17 protein-coding genes are annotated in these 19,139 nt (G+C 58.6%); 7 read left to right on the forward strand and 10 right to left on the reverse strand.

What is annotated here, in order from left to right; all coding sequences use genetic code 11:
• Positions 1-49 precede the first annotated feature (49 nt).
• A complete protein-coding gene (locus tag CAURI_RS06420; protein ID WP_010186708.1) occupies positions 50-1,414 on the reverse strand; it encodes a PFL family protein in 1,365 nt (454 codons plus the stop codon).
• 15 nt (positions 1,415-1,429) lie between these two features.
• Entirely contained in the window at positions 1,430-1,699 is a 270-nt protein-coding gene (locus CAURI_RS06425) for an ACT domain-containing protein (RefSeq protein ID WP_010186707.1), read from the reverse strand.
• 79 nt (positions 1,700-1,778) lie between these two features.
• On the opposite strand from CAURI_RS06425, the gene CAURI_RS06430 reads away from it, so the two are divergent.
• Positions 1,779-2,468, forward strand: coding sequence for an SDR family oxidoreductase (locus CAURI_RS06430; protein WP_010186705.1), 690 nt, complete (start codon positions 1,779-1,781; stop codon positions 2,466-2,468).
• On the opposite strand, the gene CAURI_RS06435 is transcribed toward CAURI_RS06430, so the two are convergent.
• The 5 genes from CAURI_RS06435 to acnA form a co-directional block, all read right to left on the reverse strand.
• Positions 2,465-3,211 (reverse strand): hypothetical protein, encoded by a 747-nt coding sequence (locus tag CAURI_RS06435; protein WP_010186703.1) that lies wholly within the window; start codon positions 3,209-3,211, stop codon positions 2,465-2,467. The genes CAURI_RS06430 and CAURI_RS06435 overlap by 4 nt on opposite strands.
• 52 nt (positions 3,212-3,263) lie before the next feature.
• A complete protein-coding gene (locus tag CAURI_RS06440; RefSeq protein WP_010186701.1) occupies positions 3,264-4,046 on the reverse strand; it encodes a hypothetical protein in 783 nt (260 codons plus the stop codon).
• Positions 4,047-4,148: 102 nt separating this feature from the next.
• Positions 4,149-4,754 (reverse strand): hypothetical protein, encoded by a 606-nt coding sequence (locus tag CAURI_RS06445; protein ID WP_236660822.1) that lies wholly within the window; start codon positions 4,752-4,754, stop codon positions 4,149-4,151.
• 234 nt (positions 4,755-4,988) lie between these two features.
• Positions 4,989-5,561, reverse strand: coding sequence for a TetR/AcrR family transcriptional regulator (locus CAURI_RS06450; protein WP_010186699.1), 573 nt, complete (start codon positions 5,559-5,561; stop codon positions 4,989-4,991).
• Positions 5,562-5,731: 170 nt separating this feature from the next.
• On the reverse strand, positions 5,732-8,548 hold the full coding sequence (gene acnA, locus CAURI_RS06455; RefSeq protein ID WP_010186698.1) for an aconitate hydratase AcnA: 2,817 nt from the start codon (positions 8,546-8,548) through the stop codon (positions 5,732-5,734).
• A gap of 367 nt (positions 8,549-8,915) precedes the next feature.
• On the opposite strand from acnA, the gene CAURI_RS06460 reads away from it, so the two are divergent.
• From CAURI_RS06460 to CAURI_RS06470, 3 genes are all read left to right on the forward strand, one after another.
• Positions 8,916-9,392: an Rv1476 family membrane protein gene (locus CAURI_RS06460; protein WP_010186697.1), complete on the forward strand. Its 477-nt coding sequence runs from the start codon at positions 8,916-8,918 to the stop codon at positions 9,390-9,392.
• A 1,349-nt stretch (positions 9,393-10,741) separates the two neighbouring features.
• Positions 10,742-12,577 carry a DIP1281 family NlpC/P60 protein gene (locus CAURI_RS06465; RefSeq protein ID WP_010186695.1) on the forward strand — a complete coding sequence of 612 codons (1,836 nt, stop codon included), beginning with the start codon at positions 10,742-10,744 and terminating at the stop codon, positions 12,575-12,577.
• Positions 12,578-12,603: 26 nt separating this feature from the next.
• Entirely contained in the window at positions 12,604-13,722 is a 1,119-nt protein-coding gene (locus CAURI_RS06470) for a ferrochelatase (protein ID WP_010186689.1), read from the forward strand.
• Here the strand turns inward: CAURI_RS06470 and CAURI_RS06475 are convergent.
• Positions 13,719-14,486: a hypothetical protein gene (locus CAURI_RS06475; protein ID WP_010186688.1), complete on the reverse strand. Its 768-nt coding sequence runs from the start codon at positions 14,484-14,486 to the stop codon at positions 13,719-13,721. The genes CAURI_RS06470 and CAURI_RS06475 overlap by 4 nt on opposite strands.
• 33 nt (positions 14,487-14,519) lie before the next feature.
• Here CAURI_RS06475 and CAURI_RS06480 point away from each other — a divergent pair, with 33 nt between their 5' ends.
• On the forward strand, positions 14,520-15,368 hold the full coding sequence (locus tag CAURI_RS06480; protein ID WP_010186687.1) for a DUF3097 domain-containing protein: 849 nt from the start codon (positions 14,520-14,522) through the stop codon (positions 15,366-15,368).
• Here the strand turns inward: CAURI_RS06480 and CAURI_RS06485 are convergent.
• Entirely contained in the window at positions 15,365-15,937 is a 573-nt protein-coding gene (locus CAURI_RS06485) for a MarR family transcriptional regulator (protein ID WP_010186685.1), read from the reverse strand. The genes CAURI_RS06480 and CAURI_RS06485 overlap by 4 nt on opposite strands.
• A 37-nt stretch (positions 15,938-15,974) precedes the next feature.
• Complete coding sequence (locus tag CAURI_RS06490) at positions 15,975-16,715, reverse strand: TVP38/TMEM64 family protein (RefSeq protein ID WP_012715030.1); 741 nt, start codon at positions 16,713-16,715, stop codon at positions 15,975-15,977.
• Positions 16,716-17,040: 325 nt separating this feature from the next.
• Here CAURI_RS06490 and CAURI_RS06495 point away from each other — a divergent pair, with 325 nt between their 5' ends.
• On the forward strand, positions 17,041-17,724 hold the full coding sequence (locus CAURI_RS06495) for a DedA family protein (protein WP_012715031.1): 684 nt from the start codon (positions 17,041-17,043) through the stop codon (positions 17,722-17,724).
• Between the two features lie 166 nt (positions 17,725-17,890).
• A complete protein-coding gene (locus CAURI_RS06500; protein WP_012714761.1) occupies positions 17,891-19,102 on the forward strand; it encodes an IS256-like element ISCau1 family transposase in 1,212 nt (403 codons plus the stop codon).
• Positions 19,103-19,139: the final 37 nt, after the last annotated feature.

Raw genomic sequence — 19,139 nt, forward strand, 5'->3', positions numbered from 1 at the left:
TAGCGTGAGGGTCAAGTGCTCGGCGCGCAATGCTCCGTGTGGGTTTTCCTTAGTTGCGGAAGCCGTGCACCGGCGCCGGGATGAAGCCTCCGCGGTTGATGAAGGTGGAGTTGCCCACCTGGTTGACCGGGATCACCGGAGCGTAGCCCAAGAGGCCGCCGAAGTTGACCTCGTCGCCGGCCTGAGTGCCAGGGGCGGGGATAACACGCACGGCGGTCGTCTTATGGTTCATCACGCCAATGGCGGCTTCATCAGCGATCATGCCGGCGATAGTCTCAGCAGAGGTATCACCCGGGATGGCGATCATGTCCAAGCCCACCGAGCAGATCGAGGTCATGGCCTCCAGCTTGTCGATGGAGATGGCACCGGTGCGCACCGCATCGATCATGCCCTTGTCCTCGGAAACCGGGATGAAGGAACCGGACAGACCACCCACGCGGGAGCAGGCCATCATGCCGCCCTTCTTGACGGCGTCGTTGAGCAGCGCCAGCGCCGCCGTCGTCCCATGCGTGCCCACCTGGTCGAGGCCCATGTGCTCCAGGATGTGGGCGACGGAGTCACCGAGCTCTGCGGTGGGGGCGAGGGAGAGGTCAATGATGCCGAACGGGACACCGAGGCGCGCCGAAGCCATTTCACCCACGAGCTGGCCGGCGCGGGTGACCTTGAAGGCTGCCTTCTTGACCTCCTCGGCGACCTCGTTGAGGGTGGCGCCCTCAAGGGAGCCGAGCGCGCGATCGACCACGCCCGGGCCCGATACACCTACGGAAACGACGCAGTCCGGTTCCTCAATGCCGTGGAAGGCACCGGCCATGAAGGGGTTATCGCCCACGGAGTTGGAGAAGATCACGAGCTTGGCGCAGCCGATGGCGCTGCGATCCTTGGTGAGCTCGGCGGCTTCCTTGATGATGCGTCCCATCTGTGCCGCGGCATTCATGTTGATGCCGGCGCGGGAGGAAGCAATGTTCACCGAGGAGCACACCAGGTTCGTCTCTGCCAGGGCTTCCGGGATGGAACGAATCAGGGCCTTTTCGGCGGTCGTTGCGCCCTTTTCAACAAGCGCGGAGTAGCCGCCGACGAAGTCGACGCCTGTCGCTGCGGCAGCGCGATCCAGCGCGCGGGCAACGTCCACGGGGTTTCCTTCGACGCCGGCCACGATGAGTGCGATGGGGGTGACGGAGATGCGCTTGTTGACAATCGGGATGCCGAGCTCGGCCTCGATTCCCTCGCACACCTCAACCAGGTGTGCGGCGCGGGATGTCACGAGATCGTACACGGCCTCGGCGGTGGCTTCCATGGTGGGGCGTGTGCAGCCGAGCAGCGAAATGCCCATAGTGACGGTGCGAATATCGAGACGGTACTTCTCGATCATCTCGATGGTGTCGAGAATGCTGGCGGTATTGAAGCGGTTAAGCATGACTGGTTATCGTCCCTAAATTTCGTTCATTGCGGTGAACAGCGCTTCCGACTGCACGCGAATGGATTGCTTGATGGACTCACCGACGGTGTTCATCCGCTCCTGGAGCTGCTGGATGCTGACTTCGTTCTCATCGAATTCGACGCGCAAGATCATGGTGAAGTATTCAGACATGAGGGTCTGGGAGACATCAACGATATTGACGTTCAGTTCTGCGAGGGCGGTGGACACGGCGGAGATAATGCCGGTGTTATCGACACCGGTAACAGTCATGATGGCGATCATGACTAGATTGTAGCCTGTACGTTTTTCCAGCTGCCCTGGGGTCCTGCAGAGAGATCAGATAGCGCGTACGGTGGCGCTCATGACTGATACGACAACAACTGCACGCAAGAAGGTTTTGTACATCGGCGGCCACGGAAAGGTTGGGCTATTGGCGGCGCCGAAGCTTGTCGACGCCAACCTCACCGTCCATTCCCTTATCCGTAACCCTGACCAGGTTTCCGATATAGAAGCCCTCGGTGCCACCGCAGTAGTGCGCGATCTCACCGAGCTTTCTGTTGATGACTGGGCAGAGCTTTTGGCTGACTATGACGTCGTCGTGTGGGGCGCTGGAAACGGTGGCCGCGCGGGTGCGGAAGTGACGTGGGCAGTCGACCGCGATGCGGCACTTGCCTCCATCGCTGGCTTGGAGAAGCTAGCGGAGGAGGGGAAGCACACCCCGGCCTACGTGATGATTTCCTATATCGGCGCTACGGAGAACACGACCGATCCTTCCGATGAGTCGTGGTACGCCTACGTGGAGTCCAAGAAGGCCGTAGACAATAAGCTGAATTTGACGGATCTCAACTACCTTATTCTGGGGCCCGCGGCGCTCACAGAAAAGCCTTCCCGGGGCATCACTGTGCTCGATAACGGTGCCGAGCGCACTAGTGATATGACGACTTCCCGGGAGCTTGTCGCCGAGGTTGTCGCTGAGGTTGCTCGCCGCGATAGCTTCCCGGCCTCGCCTCTGGAGTTCATCGATGGCGACGGCGACGTTAAGAACATCTAGGAGGCAGGAGATGCCGCGGCGCTAAGCCCGGCACTTACTTGCTCGCGGGTCAGACCGTTGTGCAAGCTTGCCTGGCGAAAAGGCTTAGTAGCGAGGTGGGCGGCGATGTACCACCCCGTGGTGCGCTCGAAGGTAGCTTGGCTTTGGAAGCGCACCACGGCAATACCTTGCTCGCGGAAGGCCCGGGGAGACGTGTGGGATTCAAACTCGTCGCTAATGATTTCTTGAACCGTGCCGTCGGGGAGGAAGAGGCGCACCTTGGCTTTGTAGTAGTACTCGGTGGGATCGGCATGCGGCACGTGTCGATCGGTCTGCCAGATCTCACTGAGCAGCGCAGGATAATACTCAATCCAGCCATTCTCCGCAGCCGTTCGTAGTCTGCGAGCACCCCACGTCGAACTACGAATGGACCGGATCTGTCTACCTGCCGCGACTACGAGCACGAGGACGAAGACTGCGACGGCAAGTCCCTGCCACCCCGAACTGATGGACATATCCTCGCCGATAAAGGCTGAGAGTGCGATAGCGAGGAGCACTACCGCCACGATGAGGTTCGTTCGCAGGCTCTTCCATCCAGCGATAGATCCGCCCGGCAGTGGCCCAGCCGCTGCAATGGCGCGAGCGACGGCAGCTGTTGTGAACGAAGGATTTGGCGATGATACTTTCTGCGAGCTACGGGGAATGAGCCTTTCGGAGTATTCATGATCCGGAAAGTCAAACGGGGCGATCGCTTGCTGAGACATTGTGGTGGGCTCCTGATGAAGGTGGGGTGTCACGATGACGTGCTGTTGAGCTTTAGTTTTTTACCCAGTTCTGCTCAGCAAAAGACAGCGCCGCCTCGATGTTCTTCTTGCGTAGACCATGCTGGAGTTCTAGTCGCGGATTGTCCGAGTCGGCCCGGTATCCCACCACACTCCAGCCGTTATTGTGGTTGAAGTCAACGGTGGCGACGAGGGGACCATCGGCGAGCAGCCGGCCGCGAAGCTTCAGCCAATTCGGGTTCGGAGCGACGAACTCCGCTGTCATGGCCTTTGTCAACGAGCCGTCTGGCTGCAAGATGAGTATCGGGGCGGTGTAATAGTAGTCGGTGTTGTCGTTGTAGTCGACGCGGCGCTTGTAGACGAGCTCCCCGATTAACGCAGGACGGTACTCAACCCACCCATTCGCCCAGGCGGTCCGCAACCTAGTTCTCCTTCCCCAGCGACCCCGCACGAGCATGACTCCGACAAAGATGAATACCAGTGCGGCAAGCCCGTTGATAATGCTGGCTATTGGTATCCCGCCGTTCGTTCCGTCTGCGCCCGGAAATAGGACAAAGAGGAATAGCACATGGAACACTGTGAAGAATAGGGACATGACACCCATGGAGATGAAGATGAATCCAAAGATGATCGCGCCGAGATTCGTATGGCCGATCGGTCGCCCGACACTATTGATAGCTTCGCGTATACCGCTGCGGTCCACGTTAGGGTTCGGCTGCTGATCGTGCTCCTTTAATTCCTTAGGCGCGAGGGAGCCGGCGCTGGCTGCATCAAATTTCAGCGGTGACCGAGGCAATTGAATAGAAGATTGCGTCATGGATCACAGTGTAAGAGGCATGGAGCCGCCTTTCTCGTCGCTTTCATATCTAATGGGGAGTAGGACCCGTGTTGGGCGGCGAGCCACCAATCAAGGGGCGGCTTAACGTACCCACCGTTGTTCAGCGAATTGGAGAACGGCATCAACTTGGCGGCCGGTGAGGCCGTTAGATAGTTCCGCCTCTAGGCTTGTTCCGTCGGTGCGGTAAGCAGCGACGGTCCAGCCATTACTGCTTGCGGTATCCACGGTCGCTATCCGGGATCCTTCGGCGAGGGCGGCGCCCCGTGATCTCAGCCAGTTCGGATTGGCAGCGCGGAACTCACCGGACATGGCCTTCGCTAGTGTGCCGTCAGGCTGAAGGAGTAAAAGGGGTGCCGAGTAGTAGAAATAGGTCCGTTCACGGTCTTCGGGCCCTTCGGTTTTACTGCGTAGGTAAACCAACTCACCGATGAGAGCGGGACGGTATTCTACCCAGCCGTTGCGCCACGCAGTGCGCAGACGCCGGGCACGGGTAACTTTCGTGGCCACACGTCTCACACCAATCAACAAGAGGATCAGGAAGATCAATAAAGGGAAGATGGGAATGAAAGATATGAGTTGAAACCGAGAAATGACATGTCGCGCTGGGCCGAGAAAATCGTCGATGAAAGCGAACACCATGCTGCATGCGAAGAGAACCACGATAGTGGTAAAAACCCAGGTAGCCACGTCGCCGGGCTTCAAGCGCCCAGGCAGTGGCCCAGCCTCCTCGATGACCTCGCGGAGCCCTGAATTATCTATTCGCGGGTTTGGCTGAGCATCGTGGGCGCGTTGTTCTTTCGGGGCAAGCTGGGGTGTGGCGTTTAGACTAATTCCACACTGCGTCCGCGGAAGCTGTAGGGGAGTATGGTCCATGAGCCACAGTGTAGCCTCAATCACACTCCGTCACCGAGCGTTAAAAGCTTAGTGCACGGCGCGGGAGCCGCGAATCGATTGCTCGACCAAATCCAAAACCTGCTCTAGATTCTTCGTGTCTCCCAGTGCAAGGCGATTGATGAAGCCGTCCATGAAAGTCTCTAGGTACGTCACGAGGGTATCGATGGAGACGTCATCGCGCAGGCGGCCTTTTTCGGCGTTGGATTCCAATCGGGCGCGGACTGCCTTATCCAGAACTTCCTGTTCCTCGTGCCACCGAGCGGCGAAAGACGGATCAGTGCGCAGCATCGAGGTAACGGCCAGACGCGTGGCCAACCAGTCGTGGCGCTCAGGGTGCCGCAGCATCTCGCTCATAACCTCAACCAGACCGTTGTTTGCCACCACCTCGGCCTCGCGGGCCGCGTCTTCCCGGGCCAAGGCCAAAAAGAGAGACTCTTTATCGCCGAAGTGGTGAAAGATAGCGCCGCGCGATTTTCCCGTGGCTTCTTCGAGGCGGCGGACTGTAGCACCGTCATAGCCATGCTCCGCGAAGCATTTTCGTGCCCCAACCAGGATGTCGTTTCGGCGGCGATGAAGTTCGGAGTCGCTCATAATCGGCATGGTTGGAATCTCGCTCCTTAAAGCACAGCGGCGGCTAGACGGGTGATGAAAGTACGTAAAGGTTAGGAAATAGAAAAGGCCAGCCAGCACTCGTTGTTGCTAGCTGGCCTTTTGCCTAGTTATGCGGGGCTATCCGTTGCCGGCGATCCCGCATGCGGGACAAGGCTGGTTTAGGCCTTGACCATCTGGCGCAGAACGAACTGCAGAATGCCGCCGTGGCGGTAGTAGTCGGCCTCACCAGGCGTATCGATGCGAACCTTGGCATCGAACTCAACGGTCTCGCCGGATTCCTTGGTGGCGGTCACGTGGACCGTCTTCGGAATACCGCCCTCGTTAAGAGCCTCAATGCCCTCGATATCGAAGGTCTCGGTGCCGTCCAGGCCCAGGGACTCGTGAGACTCGCCCTCCGGGAACTGCAGCGGGATGACGCCCATACCGATGAGGTTCGAGCGGTGGATGCGCTCGAAGGATTCGGTGATGACAGCCTTCACACCAAGCAGGTTGGTGCCCTTAGCAGCCCAGTCACGGGAGGAACCGGTGCCGTATTCCTTGCCAGCAAGGACAACCAGCGGAATGTTGGCTGCCTTGTAGTTCTCGCAAGCATCGAAGATGAAGGCCTGCGGTGCGCCCTCCTGGGTGAAGTCGCGGGTGTAGCCACCGGCGACGTCGACCAGCTGGTTCTGGAGGCGGATGTTGGCGAAGGTACCGCGCATCATGACCTCGTGGTTACCGCGACGGGACCCCAGGGAGTTGTAGTCCTGGCGCTCCACACCGTTGGCATCCAGGTACTGAGCGGCCGGGGTACCCGGCTTGATGGAGGAAGCGGGGGAGATGTGGTCGGTGGTTACGGAGTCGCCGAGCTTAGCCAGAACGCGAGCGCCCTTGATGTCCTGAACCGGTTCCGGCTCAGTCGGCATGCCGTCGAAGTACGGTGCCTTGCGGATGTAGGTGGAGTCCTCATTCCACTTGAAGGTCTCGCCCTCCGGGACGTCCAGGCTGCGCCATGCGTCATCGCCCTTGAACACGTCGGCATAGTCAGCCTCGTAGAGCTCGCGGGAGATGGCCTGCTGGATGGTGTCCTCGATTTCCTGCGGGGAAGGCCAAATATCCTTGAGGAAGACATCGTTGCCATCCTGATCCTGGCCCAGCGGCTGGGTCTCGAAATCGAAGTCCATGGTGCCGGCAATAGCGTATGCGATGACCATGATGGGGGAAGCCAAGTAGTTCATCTTGACGTCCGGGGAGATACGACCCTCGAAGTTACGGTTACCGGACAGCACGGCGGTAGCTGCTAGGTCGTGCTCGTTAATAGCGTTGGAGACTTCCTCCGGCAGCGGGCCGGAGTTACCAATACAGGTGGTGCAGCCGAAGCCGGAGAGGTAGAAGCCCAGGGCCTCCAGATCCTTCCAGAGGTCTGCGCGCTGGAAGTAGCCATCCACAACCTGGGAACCAGGAGCACAAATGGTCTTAACCCACGGCTTGGACTTCAGACCCTTCTCGGCCGCCTTGCGGGCGATGAGGCCTGCACCGACCATGACGGACGGGTTAGAGGTGTTGGTGCAGGAGGTGATGGAAGCGATGGCAACCATACCGTGGTCCAGGGTGTACTCGCCGCCATTCGGGGAGGTGACGGTGACCGGGTTGGACTGGCGTCCGGAGCCACCCTTGGCTGCGGATTCGCCCTCACCAGCGCGGGACTTGTTCAGGCCACCGGTCACGTCGACGAGGGAGTTCTCGTCGCCGCCCTCAGCGGTCATGCGCTTCGCCTCGATGGTGGACTCGTCTGCAACAACCTCGCCGGAAGCGTAGGTCGGCAGATCCTTACGGAACTGCTCCTTGGCTTCGGAGAGGAGGATGCGGTCCTGCGGGCGCTTCGGGCCGGCGATGGAGGGCTTAACGGTGGACAGGTCCAGCTCGAGGTACTCGGAGTACTCTGCTTCCGGAGCGTCCTGCTCCAGCCACATACCCTGCGCCTTGGCGTATGCCTCGACGCGGTCGATCTGCTCCTGTGGGCGACCGGTGAGCTCGAGGTACTTGATGGTCTCCTCGTCGATCGGGAAGATCGCGGCAGTAGAACCGAACTCGGGGGACATGTTGCCGATGGTGGCGCGGTTGGCCAGCGGCACGGACTTCACACCGTTGCCGTAGAACTCAACAAACTTCTGAACCACGCCGTGCTGACGCAGCATCTCGGTGATGGTCAGAACCACGTCGGTTGCGGTCACGCCGGTCGGAATCTCGCCGGTGAGCTTGAAGCCCACGACGCGCGGGATCAGCATGGACACCGGCTGGCCCAGCATTGCAGCCTCGGCCTCGATGCCGCCGACGCCCCAGCCCAGGATGCCCAGACCGTTCTCCATGGTGGTGTGGGAGTCAGTACCGATACAGGTATCCGGGTAAGCAACACCGTCGTTGTCGAAGACAACGCGGGAGAGGTACTCAATGTTGACCTGGTGGACGATACCGGTTCCCGGCGGAACAACTCGGAAGTTGGAGAAGTTCTCAGCACCCCAGCGCAGGAACTGGTAGCGCTCCTGGTTGCGCTCGTACTCGATCTCAACGTTCTTCTCCAGAGCTTCGGTGGAGCCGAAGGCCTCGACAATGACGGAGTGGTCAATAACCATCTCGGCCGGGTTGAGCGGGTTCACCTGGTCCGGCTTGCCGCCGAGGGCGGAGATAGCCTCACGCATGGTAGCCAAGTCCACCACGCAGGGGACACCGGTGAAGTCCTGCATAAGAACACGGGCCGGGGTGAACTGAATCTCGGTATCCGGCTCAGCGGAGGGATCCCAGTTCGCCAAAGCGTTGATGTGATCCTTGGTTACGTTCTTCCCGTCCTCGTAACGTAGCTGGTTCTCAGCCAGCACCTTGAGGGAGTAAGGAAGCTTCTCCAGGCCCTCGACTGCGTTGATGTCGAAGTAGTCATAAGACTTACCGTTGACCTCAAGAGTCTTCTTGGCGCCGAAGGAGTTCAGGCTTTCAGTCATAAGGAGCTCCATTCCTTGCTTTTGCTTGTGGGTTATCGAACACTGGTCGAAGGTTCATCGAACTTGCCGGCATGCCCTAGCAGCCAACTGGAGCTAGGAATTTCGACAGCCTCAGAACGCTAATGTTCCGTATCTATTGTAGATGTAAGAACCCTCGGTCGACACCAGCATAACAGTACGGGCGTTCTGTTTCCTACATTTCGGGGGTAGCGGCGAGTCGCCCACCCCAGCCACACTGCACGGTTTAGGCTCAGTCGGAAGCAACAGGGGGACACACCCCCTCAAAAATGAACGCGGCGAGATGTAGCGCTAAGCAAAGCGACCTAGGTCCCAATGTTCATAGAGCCTAGAGATTAAGGAGAGGTGAATGATTCCTGCGGGAGTAGACGTTGATGACATCGCCGATCAGCTCTCAGCCGATGGCATAGCATTCTCCAATCCGGAACTGGCGCTTGACGACGGCCTCCAGACCCACATCGCAGACTCCCTCCAGCCAAACCACGGCATTGCTGTCGTAGATGTTTTTCCGGAGAAGATTCCAGATCTCCGCGATCTGGCCACAACACTTCAAGAACAAACGGGACTTGACACAGTAATTCTCCAGGCACCAATGAAGGTATCCGCGGTCAGTAATTCTTATGACCGGGCAACTCTAGAGGCAGCCGAAGATTCGCTTCCCGCCGGACTTGATCAGGTAACCCTGCTTAATGATTTTTATGCCGTAGGAGATCAGTTTTCCGTGCCGTGGTTGTTGATTTTGACGGTCGCGTTTGGCGTTGCGGCGGTTGCCGGATGGGCGAGCTTCCGGGCAGCCACAAAGAAGGTTGAACCAGCCGTGCACTAGGCGAGAGAACCCCGGCGAACACACGCCGCCATTCTGTGCAGTGGAGTAGGGAAGTGGCGAAAATCAACCACTAAGCCTTGATTTTTTAGCGGGGGAGTGGTTGCGACTATGCCCGCAATCCCTCCATAGCTAGGTGCGCCATGACAGCTGAGTCAGGGGCGGGGCGGACATTTTCCCTCCCCACTGGAGGGTGGAACCTTCGGCCGGCGGGCGGGCGATCCTGGGGCCGAAGCTGACGCCGCGAGACAAGTTTCGGGACATGACAAAGGGGGAGGTGCCCGACAGGTGGGGCGGGCAGAGGCCAAGGGTGCAGTGAGCAATATCACAGTCACACCTTGGTAACAATGTCATTGCAGGTTAGGTGCGCCTGTAACGCCGTGTGGTCAGGCGTGGCTTATGTGAAAGATGGGGAAAGTGTGCGAGAAGGCGTGTCGGTGACGTATGGTTCACGTATCGACTCACGGGTTGACTATTGCTCCATACGTTCATGGACCAAGCCTTGACTCTCAACTGATTTGTCGCACGGGTATGTGGGGAAGCACGCCACGAGCGAAGGAAACTGTTGAGGTTCACCGCCTGGTGGATGACCGTCGCACCACTATGTTGATGCGCATAGCAATACAGTTTGCTCGGCGCAGTCGGTACCAGTGTTCAAATTTTTTAGATATCGAAACACCTACCTCCCGAGTGGAAGAGGCTACATACACTTCATACGCATGCCTTTACTGTGGGCTGCGTCGGCCTGGGTTCCATCGGTTTCCGGTTGGGTGCCAGCCACGAGGGCTTGCGCGTGCGCCACGATTGGCGCGAGGCGTGACCCCTCCATGAGCGCGGCGTCGAGCGAGGAGGAACCGACATAGGACCTATCGTCAGATTAGGGTGTGTGCCCCCTCATCATCGGATCGCGCAGTCATATTTAAGCGCGCTCTACGCGGAGCAACCGAGGCCCGTGAGTGCGCAGTCTGACTTGCTTTTATGAAGCGGTCCGACTTGATGTTGGTGCACACACGAGGCGCTGCGCAGTATCGTGTTGCTCTGTGTCAGTGATGGTTCAGCCAAATTAATTCGACATATATTGTCGTGCAGTCGGCCGTAATCATCTAGGGCAACCCGCGTGGGCATACCCCGGTCAGCACCGGGCGCCAGTCTCTTCAGTTCCACTAATCCTTTGGGCGTAACCATCGTCGTAACATTCTGTGGGAAGCTCGAGCCAGCTATGCGTACCTTGCGTACCTTAACTACGGCCTTGCCTGGCTGACTCGTTGCCTGTACCGCTCGATGTCCAGCACGCATGTCTGCATCACACGCATGACAGTTCCAATGAGGTAGGTGCCTAGGAGATAACTCTCGTGGCCACCACATCGTCTTTTGGCTTCCGGCGTTTCAAGGCAGCTTTCGCTGCCATTGCGACCACCGCAGCCTTGTCTACCGCTTCTTCGCTCACTCCTGCAGTGGCGGAGGAGCCTGAGCAGCTCAATATTGAGTCACTGCTGTCGTCTGATAGTCCATCCATCGCTGACCTCGCCGGCGCCATCGCCCAGATTGAGGAACGTATCGCGCAAGCGGAAGCCGAAATCGGCATCCAGCGTGAAACCGTCAACCGGGCGCTCGTTGATCTCAATGACGCTCGGACCAAGGCAGCCCAGGCTCGCCAGGGCACCACGACCGCTCGCCAGGAGCTTGATGATGCCCAGGCAGACGTCGCCGATGCACAAGCCAAGCTCGACGAGGTTTCACGCTCGGCCTATCGCCGCGCAAATACCTCTGACGCCGTTACCCATGCGGCCGGCAAGGATGCTCGCTCGGATATGTTGGAGCGCCAGTCCTACCTCCGCTTGCAATCAGAGAAGCAACAGGCCGTTGTTAGCGATCTGGAAAAGGAGCGCACGGAGAAGGCCAACAAGGAGTCGCAGCTACGCAAGACCCAGCGGTTGGCTGAGGAGCGCGCAGACAAAGCGGCAGATGCCGAGTCCGCTGCACGCGAACAGCTCTCTGAGTCCGAAGCTTCAATTGAAGAATCTGCGGCCGAGCGCGAGGATCTCCTCTCTCAACTTTCATCTCTCCACAAGGCCCTAAATCAAGCTAAGGGTGTTGACGAAGACGAGACGGCAAGTCTAGAGACCAGATACAACGTCAACGATGAAGCCTTGTCAATGGCGGAAGGGTTCAATGCTCAGGACACGACTACGGTCCCAGCCGATGACTCCTTGGAGCCGACCCCAGAGGCCGATTCCGTCCCGACCGCTGGCCCTTCAGCCTCTGAGGCGAAGAACCCTACTTTGCAATCACAACGCTCTGCGCCCTCCGTTTCTGCTGAAGATATGGATGCGCTTTCGAGCGCCGCAAGCACTGTAGCCAACGATCCGAACGTGCAGGAATTGTCGTCGACAAGCACTGCAAGCTCCGCTGAAGAGGGGGCTACTTCAGGCGGCAGCGGCAGCTCCTTCGACCCGAGTGGGATCGATGCTGAGACCGTTGCATTGGGCATTGGCGCGGTAGGAACCGTAGCTTCCTTGGTCGCCGCTTCTCAGCCAGGCCACAACAATAGCTTGAGCCAGGACGAGATCGACGCTTTGGTCGAAGGCTCCTCGAAGCTTTTCGCCCTCCAAGGCGAGGGCGCAAGCACCTCGGAGGCAAGCGATTCTGCTTCCGCGGCTTCGGATGAAGACACGTTGGAGTCCGAGGTTTCCGGTGTGCTGGACCCGCTTGACACAACCGATAGCGTCACGGATAAGGCCTCCGAGTCTCTGGGCGATGCCTCCCGTGAGGCAAAGATCGAGACCCTCATTGAGCGTGCGACGTCCCAGGTTGGTGTTCCTTATGCGTGGGGCGGTGGCGATGCCAACGGTCCCACCCAGGGTATTCGTGATGGCGGCGTGGCGGATTCTCACGGTGACTACAACAAGGTCGGCTTCGATTGCTCGGGCCTAGTTCTCTATGCCTTTGCCGGAGTGGGCATTTCCCTGCCGCACTACACCGGCTACCAGTACCAGAAGGGGACCAAGATCGCACCGAGCGAGATGGAGCGTGGTGACCTAATCTTCTACGGCCCAAACGGCAACCAACACGTGGCGATCTACCTCGGCGATGGCACGATGGTTGAAGCCCCGCAGTCTGGTCAAAACGTCAGCATTACCCCTGTGCGCCAAGGCGGCATGGCTCCCTATGCCGTGCGCCTAATCTAGAACAGCCCGTTGCTAGACTGGGCTGCATGACTGATACACTGCGTACTGCCCAGGGCAACGCCCTTAGCACCGATTCGGTGCCCTCTTCATTCGACGCCCTCCTCGTTCTTTCTTTCGGTGGCCCGGAAGCAAACGAGGAGGTCGTCCCGTTTTTGGAGAACGTCACCCGCGGCCGCGGCATTCCACGCGAGCGCCTCGTAGAGGTTGGTGAGCACTACTTTCACTTCGGTGGTAAAAGCCCACTGAATGAATTGAACCGGGAGATCATTGACAACGTCGCCGCGGAGCTCAAGGCTCGCGGACATAATCTACCGGTCTACTTTGGTAACCGTAACTGGCATCCCTTTGGAACAGAAGCGGTCGAGAAAATGGCTGCCGACGGAGTGCGCAACGTGGCCATCTTTGCTACCTCGGCCTGGGGCGGCTACAGCGCCTGCCGTCAATATAACGAGGACATCGTCGCTTTGCGCAAGTACGTCGAAGACAAGAACTTGCCCGAGATGACCTTTACTAAGCTTCGTCAGTTCTTCGATCATCCCAAGTTCGTCGAAGAGATGGCTGCCGCCGTCCGAGACGCCTACGCACAGGTTCCAGAAGAGAAGCTGGCTAGCACCCGCATGCTGTTTACTGCCCACTCAGTTCCGACGGCCCACGATGCAGTAGGGGGCGCTGAAGGCGATAAGCACATTTACTCCCGCCAAGTAGCGGAAGCCTCCCGTCTCGTCGCCGAGGCAGCAGGGGTGAAGGACTATGACCTTGTATGGCAATCGCGGTCCGGCAACCCGGCTACTCCGTGGCTAGAGCCGGACATCGTCGACCATACGACGGTCATCCACCAGGAGGACGGTGTCGACAGTGTCGTTGTATGTCCCATCGGATTCATCTCCGATCATATGGAGGTCATCTGGGACCTCGATTCAGAACTGAAGCAAGCCGCCGAAGAGATGGGTGTTAGCGTCTATCGCACCCGCACTGCTGGGCCAACCACTCGTTTCGCCTCGCTCATTGTAGACCTCATCGATGAGCTCGAGCAGGGAACTGAGCCCGATTCTCTCGGAGACGTCACTGTCCAAGGCTGCACCGTCAATGGCGCCCCCTGCGCTGAAGGCTGCTGCGATATCTGGTCGCTACACAAGCAGCATTAACGCGCGAAATCCGTCAGCGCGTAGGCCACGCCAGCCATTCGCGCTTGACGGATGTGGTGCCATAGGCGCAGCAGCTGCGGATCGAGACTGTGATCCTGGATGCGGTCGGTCACTGTCTCGATGATGGCCGCTACGCGATCGGCGCGCGCAAAAAGTTTTGCCGCCCGCCCCGGTACGGCAGTGGGTAAGCCCGGAGTGTCATAGAAGTCACTGAGAGTTCCTACCGTCAGCCGCGGATTGGGTAGGGCATCGCTGCGGTAGCCCAGAGCTTCGATGAGCGCTGCGGATTCATTTGTCGCGGCGCTCAATAGCGCATCAGCCTCGCCCGGACTTAGCCACGCAGGCGAGGGGAGCGCAGCAGTTTCCTCAATCACCATCCACTGGGTGGCGCGGTTGGAATAAGAGGGCACCAGTACTATATGACGGTCTCTATCGTTGGTCCGCACCACGATAGCGCCGGCCGGGTTTTTAGCCGCTGCACGCGCCGATTCCGAGCCCGCCGGTAGTGCTGGCGCCTCGCCCGGGCCGGAGAGGATGAGCCGCAGGAGTGGCTCACGGTCACCGCCCTCGATAATGGAGATGGTTTCGCGTCGGAGAAGTGACATAACATCAAGGAAGGGTTCTCCGTTCGCTCCCTGATGTTCCCCGCCTAACTCGCGGAGGGCGTCAAGGAAATTATCGGTGGATTCGTGTCCCCAGAGCCACGCGCCAAGCCAAACGGCGACGTTTTGTACAGGGGACCAGACTTCGGCGCGCATATCCATGGCTGGACAGTGTAGACGATAGGGTAGACCGCTATGAGCTTGAATTCCCGGGACCCTTACGGTGGCGATATTTTCGCCGGACATGCACGCAACAAGAAAACCGAATACCCTGAGGTGCCTGCAGAACCAGGGATCGTCGTCGAGGTTCGGGGAGACGACTTCGTGGGAGCGGTGATGGGCGTGGATAAGACCGCGTGGGGGCCAGTCGTGCGCCTCGAAGATCGTCACGGTACCGAGCGAGTCTTCAAACTCGTCAAGGGCGGCTTCCTATTGGAGGGGCAGCCTGTGACGCTGACGAGATACGTCGAGAAGCAAGCGCCCAGAAAGTCAAACTCTGGATCGCGCCGCGTTGAGAACCTCGAGGCGAAAGTAGCCGCGCCGTCGCGCATTTGGGTCGAAGGTATCCATGATGCGGCGGTCGTGGAAAAGGTCTGGGGGCACGACCTGCGAGTAGAGGGAGTGGTGGTCGAATACCTTGAGGGTCTGGACAACCTCGAGGAACGCCTCGTTGAATTCCAGCCCGGGCCTGGGCGCCGCGTGGGAGTTCTAGCAGATCACCTCGTAGAAGGCTCGAAGGAAACGCGGTTGACGCAAACGGTGGGCGAGCACGTACTCGTGACCGGACATCCTTTCATTGATATCTGGGCAGCCGTCAAACCCGAGCGCCTAGGGCTGCGCGCCTGGCCCGAAGTTCCCTATGGCGAGGACTGGAAGACTGGTATCTGCCGGCGAACAGGATGGTCCGATCCCAAGGAAGGATGGAGCCGAGTTTATAATGCCGTCAATTCCTTCCGGGATCTCGATTCCACACTCATCGGTGCTGTAGAACGCCTCGTAGACTTCGTCACGACGCCGGAGCTGCGCAAAGAAGATCTTCTTTAGTTCGAGTTCGCTCGGTCGATGAGATTCACCGCGAGCTGGCAGCCGGCGGTTTCCGCTGCCCAGCCTGCCGCCTGGAGTCGCTGAGACATAGCCTGTTTAGAGATACCCAATTCCTCGGCGGCCTCGTTCTGGTTCAATCCTCCGCGCACCAAGGATGTAGCCTCGCGGCCCTCCATCGTGCGCTTATTCAGTACGAAGCCGAGGAGAGCGAAGGCCGCTGCAATATCCTGCGCTTCCTGCGCTCGCCCGCGCCGATCAACCTTGGCGTAGACATGCCCCGCGCGTGCCGATCCCTTCACGGCAGCGGTAGCGACGGCGCGCGTCTCGGCATCTCCCGCGCCCTCGCCCGGGACAACACCGATACCGATGGCCCAGTCACCGTCTGCAAGAAGCGCCATGACGACATCGCAGACCGCGGAAGAGGAGTAGGCAACGGCGCAAATATCTTCGACGCCAAGGACCTCGAACTCACCGATGCCTTCCAGTGTGGAAAGCGCAGCGGCCGAGCGTTGGACCAAATCGGCGCGGCGTACCGAGCGGCCGCGGTAGCGGGCATGGACTGCAAGCACGTTGAGAGACTCCTTCCAGCGAGAAACAACGTTTAGTCTACCCCTTGCGCTTGACCGGTCGCTGCATGCCGGGCTCGAGCGGCAAGCGCGTGTCTAGAATGAGTCCGCCGATTCCGAGTGCAGCGGCGAGGACAAAGCCAATGATGGTGTAGGGGCTTGTCTTACCAGTGAGTGCATCCCCAAAGAAGACGCCGATGGCGGTCGTTGGAATTGAACCGATGAATGTGGCGATGGAAAATTGCAGGACCGAAATTGGGGTGAGCGCCGCAACATAGTTTAATAAGGAAAACGGAACTCCCGCGACCATTCGCAGAGAGGCCACGGCCAACCAACCACGGCGGTCAAGGCGCGCATTGATGGCATAGACCGCCGGGTGTGTGAGGTACGGGCGAATCCATTCACCAAGCAAGCTGCGGACTATAAGCAGGGAAACAGTGGCGGAGATGGTCAGTGCGACGAGGGAGATGACCAACCCGAGCCACGGGCCGAACAGAAGCCCGGCGGCTAAAGTCCATACTGTTCGGGGCATGGGAAACTGCGTGAAGACGATGTAGGCGCCGGTAAAGGCGATGAGAAACCATGGCCCGAGGTGCTGCGACCAAGAACGCAGCGCGGCGAGAGAGGGGACGTCGACAAGCACGGCAAGAAACACCAGCGCCGTGCCGGTGAGGATTACTGCCGCCCAACGCTTCCACGTCCACCGCCTGCAGCTCTGCCAAGCCGAGCGCGCCAAAGACGTACAAAAATCACCGACGCTGTGCACCCAACCAGATTTCATAGGGCTACAAGCTTAATGCGAGTGAGGCCAAAATCCTCATTGGTCCCAAGCGCGCCCCGCGATGCGCGGTGTCTGGGCAGGGACTGGGAGTAGCGCCCCAACTTGCTGGCAAGCCCCGGTTCGATGCAGGGTTTCGGCGCTCCACGGTGGATACTTATCTGAGGCACGCATCCGCATGAACTGATTTCGTCCACTTATCCTGCTTGATCTTTAGCTAGTTTTGCCGCCTTTCTCATCTGCGCGCGTTTCCTGCGGAGCGTTTTCTTTGCTTGCTACATCCCCTTTTCTTGTCTGCAGTGACATCTGCAGTTATTGGAGTACAACCATGAACTTTCTTCATAACGTCACGTCTTATATGGACGCAGCTACCTTGCTCGAGGCTTTTGGGCCGTGGGTCATAGGTGGTATCGCCCTTGTCGTGTTCATTGAGTCAGGAGTGCTCTTTCCGTTCCTTCCGGGGGATTCACTCCTAGTGACCGCTGCGATTTTGCGCGATGAGCTTCACGTCTCGCTTTGGCTGCTCATCACAGTGGGTATGGTGGCTGCCATTGCCGGCGATCAAGTGGGCTATTGGATTGGGCACCGCTTTGGGCGTGGCTTGTTTAAACAGGATGCACGGCTTCTCAAGCTGGAGTACCTCATCACCGCGGAAAACTTCTTCCGCAAGCATGGCCCGCTGGCATTGGTGCTGGGGCGCTTCGTGCCCATCGTGCGCACCTTCATCCCGGTGGCCGCTGGTACGGCCGAAATGCCCTATAAGAAGTTCATCGGATGGAACGTCAGCGGGGCAGTGGCTTGGGTGCTCTCCATGAACCTGGTCGGCGTCTTCTTGGGAAATATTCCAGGTATTGCTGATTCGATTGAGAAGATCATGCTGCTTATCATCGCGCTGTCTGTGGCGCCCATCGTCATCAAGGGTGTGCACAGCTATGTCGTGTCGAAGAAAAAGTCCACGGTCGTGGTGGAGAAGGAACCAACGGCCGAAGCAACCACTGAGGCGAGGGCTTAAGGGACATTTCGTGTGGATAAACCGATACGGATTCCTGGGGCAGCCTGGGATAATACGGTGATCTTGATTTTGAATCGGTTCCAACGGCCCGATCTGTGAAATCAACACCGGATAGTCCTAGGTCTGTGATAAGGGGACTGCTGCTGGTGCGGTAAGGCCAATTCCTATGGCTAATAGGAATCGGCCGTCGTGTGACATGTGCGGCCACGGATTGGTTAAGAACGGCAAAACCGCGGCAGGAACCCAACGCTGGTTGTGTCCTCAGTGCAACGTTTCATCGATTAATACCCGCGCACACACCAGCGATATTCGGCACTTCAAAATCTTTATCGACTGGATTCTTTCCGGCGAATCCGCAGACCATTTAGCCAAACGCCTTGGGGTAACAAGGCGGACTTTAACCCGGTGGTTCAAGCTGCTGTGGTTTATCACCGTGCCCACGACTACTGACCCCTATCGGGTTTATGACCAGGTCTTTATCGACGGCACCTACTTCCACAAAAAATGCCTGCTGGTAGCCTGCACCGAAACACACGTCATCGCCTGGCACTGGTGCCTGCGTGAAAGCTCCTACGAGTACCTGAAACTGCTCGACAAAATCGCGCAACCACTCATCGTCACCACCGACGGGGCAGGCGGAGCACTCAAGGCACTGCGCATTAAATGGCCCGACGTTGCCATCCAGCGTTGCTTAGTCCACGTCCAGCGCAACACTTTTGCTGATATCAGCCGCAACCCGATTCACCCAGCGCATAAAGCAATCCGGAAACTGGGCTACATGCTCGTCCAGGTACACAACCGTGAAGATGCTGCGCGGTTTACTGCTGCAGTCCACCACACCCGCATTACCTTTGCTGATTGGCTTAAAGAGCGAACCTACCGCAGTGCTATACCAGCAGGCCAAGTACCGAAATGGGTCAGCCCCAACCAGAAATGGTGGTACACCCACCGCAACGCCCGCAGGGCTCTAAAACGGCTAGAAAAGCTTATTCACGCTGGACAATTATTTACTTTCCTTGACCCGCCTGAAGGTGTCACACAGGACTTAAAAGCCACCACAAACCTGCTGGAAGGCGGCATCAACAAACAACTCAAAGACTTAGCAGGAAACCATCGGGGCATGTTCGATGAGCATCAGCGCATCACCATGGACTGGTGGCTCTACACCCACACCGAAGACCCGGTAGCGCCACTGGAGTTAACCAAGCAACAAGACTTCGGACGCCAAGGAGAAAAAGCAGCACGCGCAGCCTGGGCAAAAGAAGAACTCACACGACGTGGCCACCCAGACGGACGACCAGCCACATACGACACCCACATCGACAACGAATGGAACCCCAGCTTAGGCATAAGAAAAGGCTGGGCCGGACGCTCCTAAATCCACACGAAATGTCCCTTAGCGCGACACGCCGCAA

Origin of the sequence: Corynebacterium aurimucosum ATCC 700975 (genome assembly GCF_000022905.1) — a bacterium.
Classification (GTDB): Bacteria; Actinomycetota; Actinomycetes; order Mycobacteriales; family Mycobacteriaceae; genus Corynebacterium; species Corynebacterium aurimucosum_F.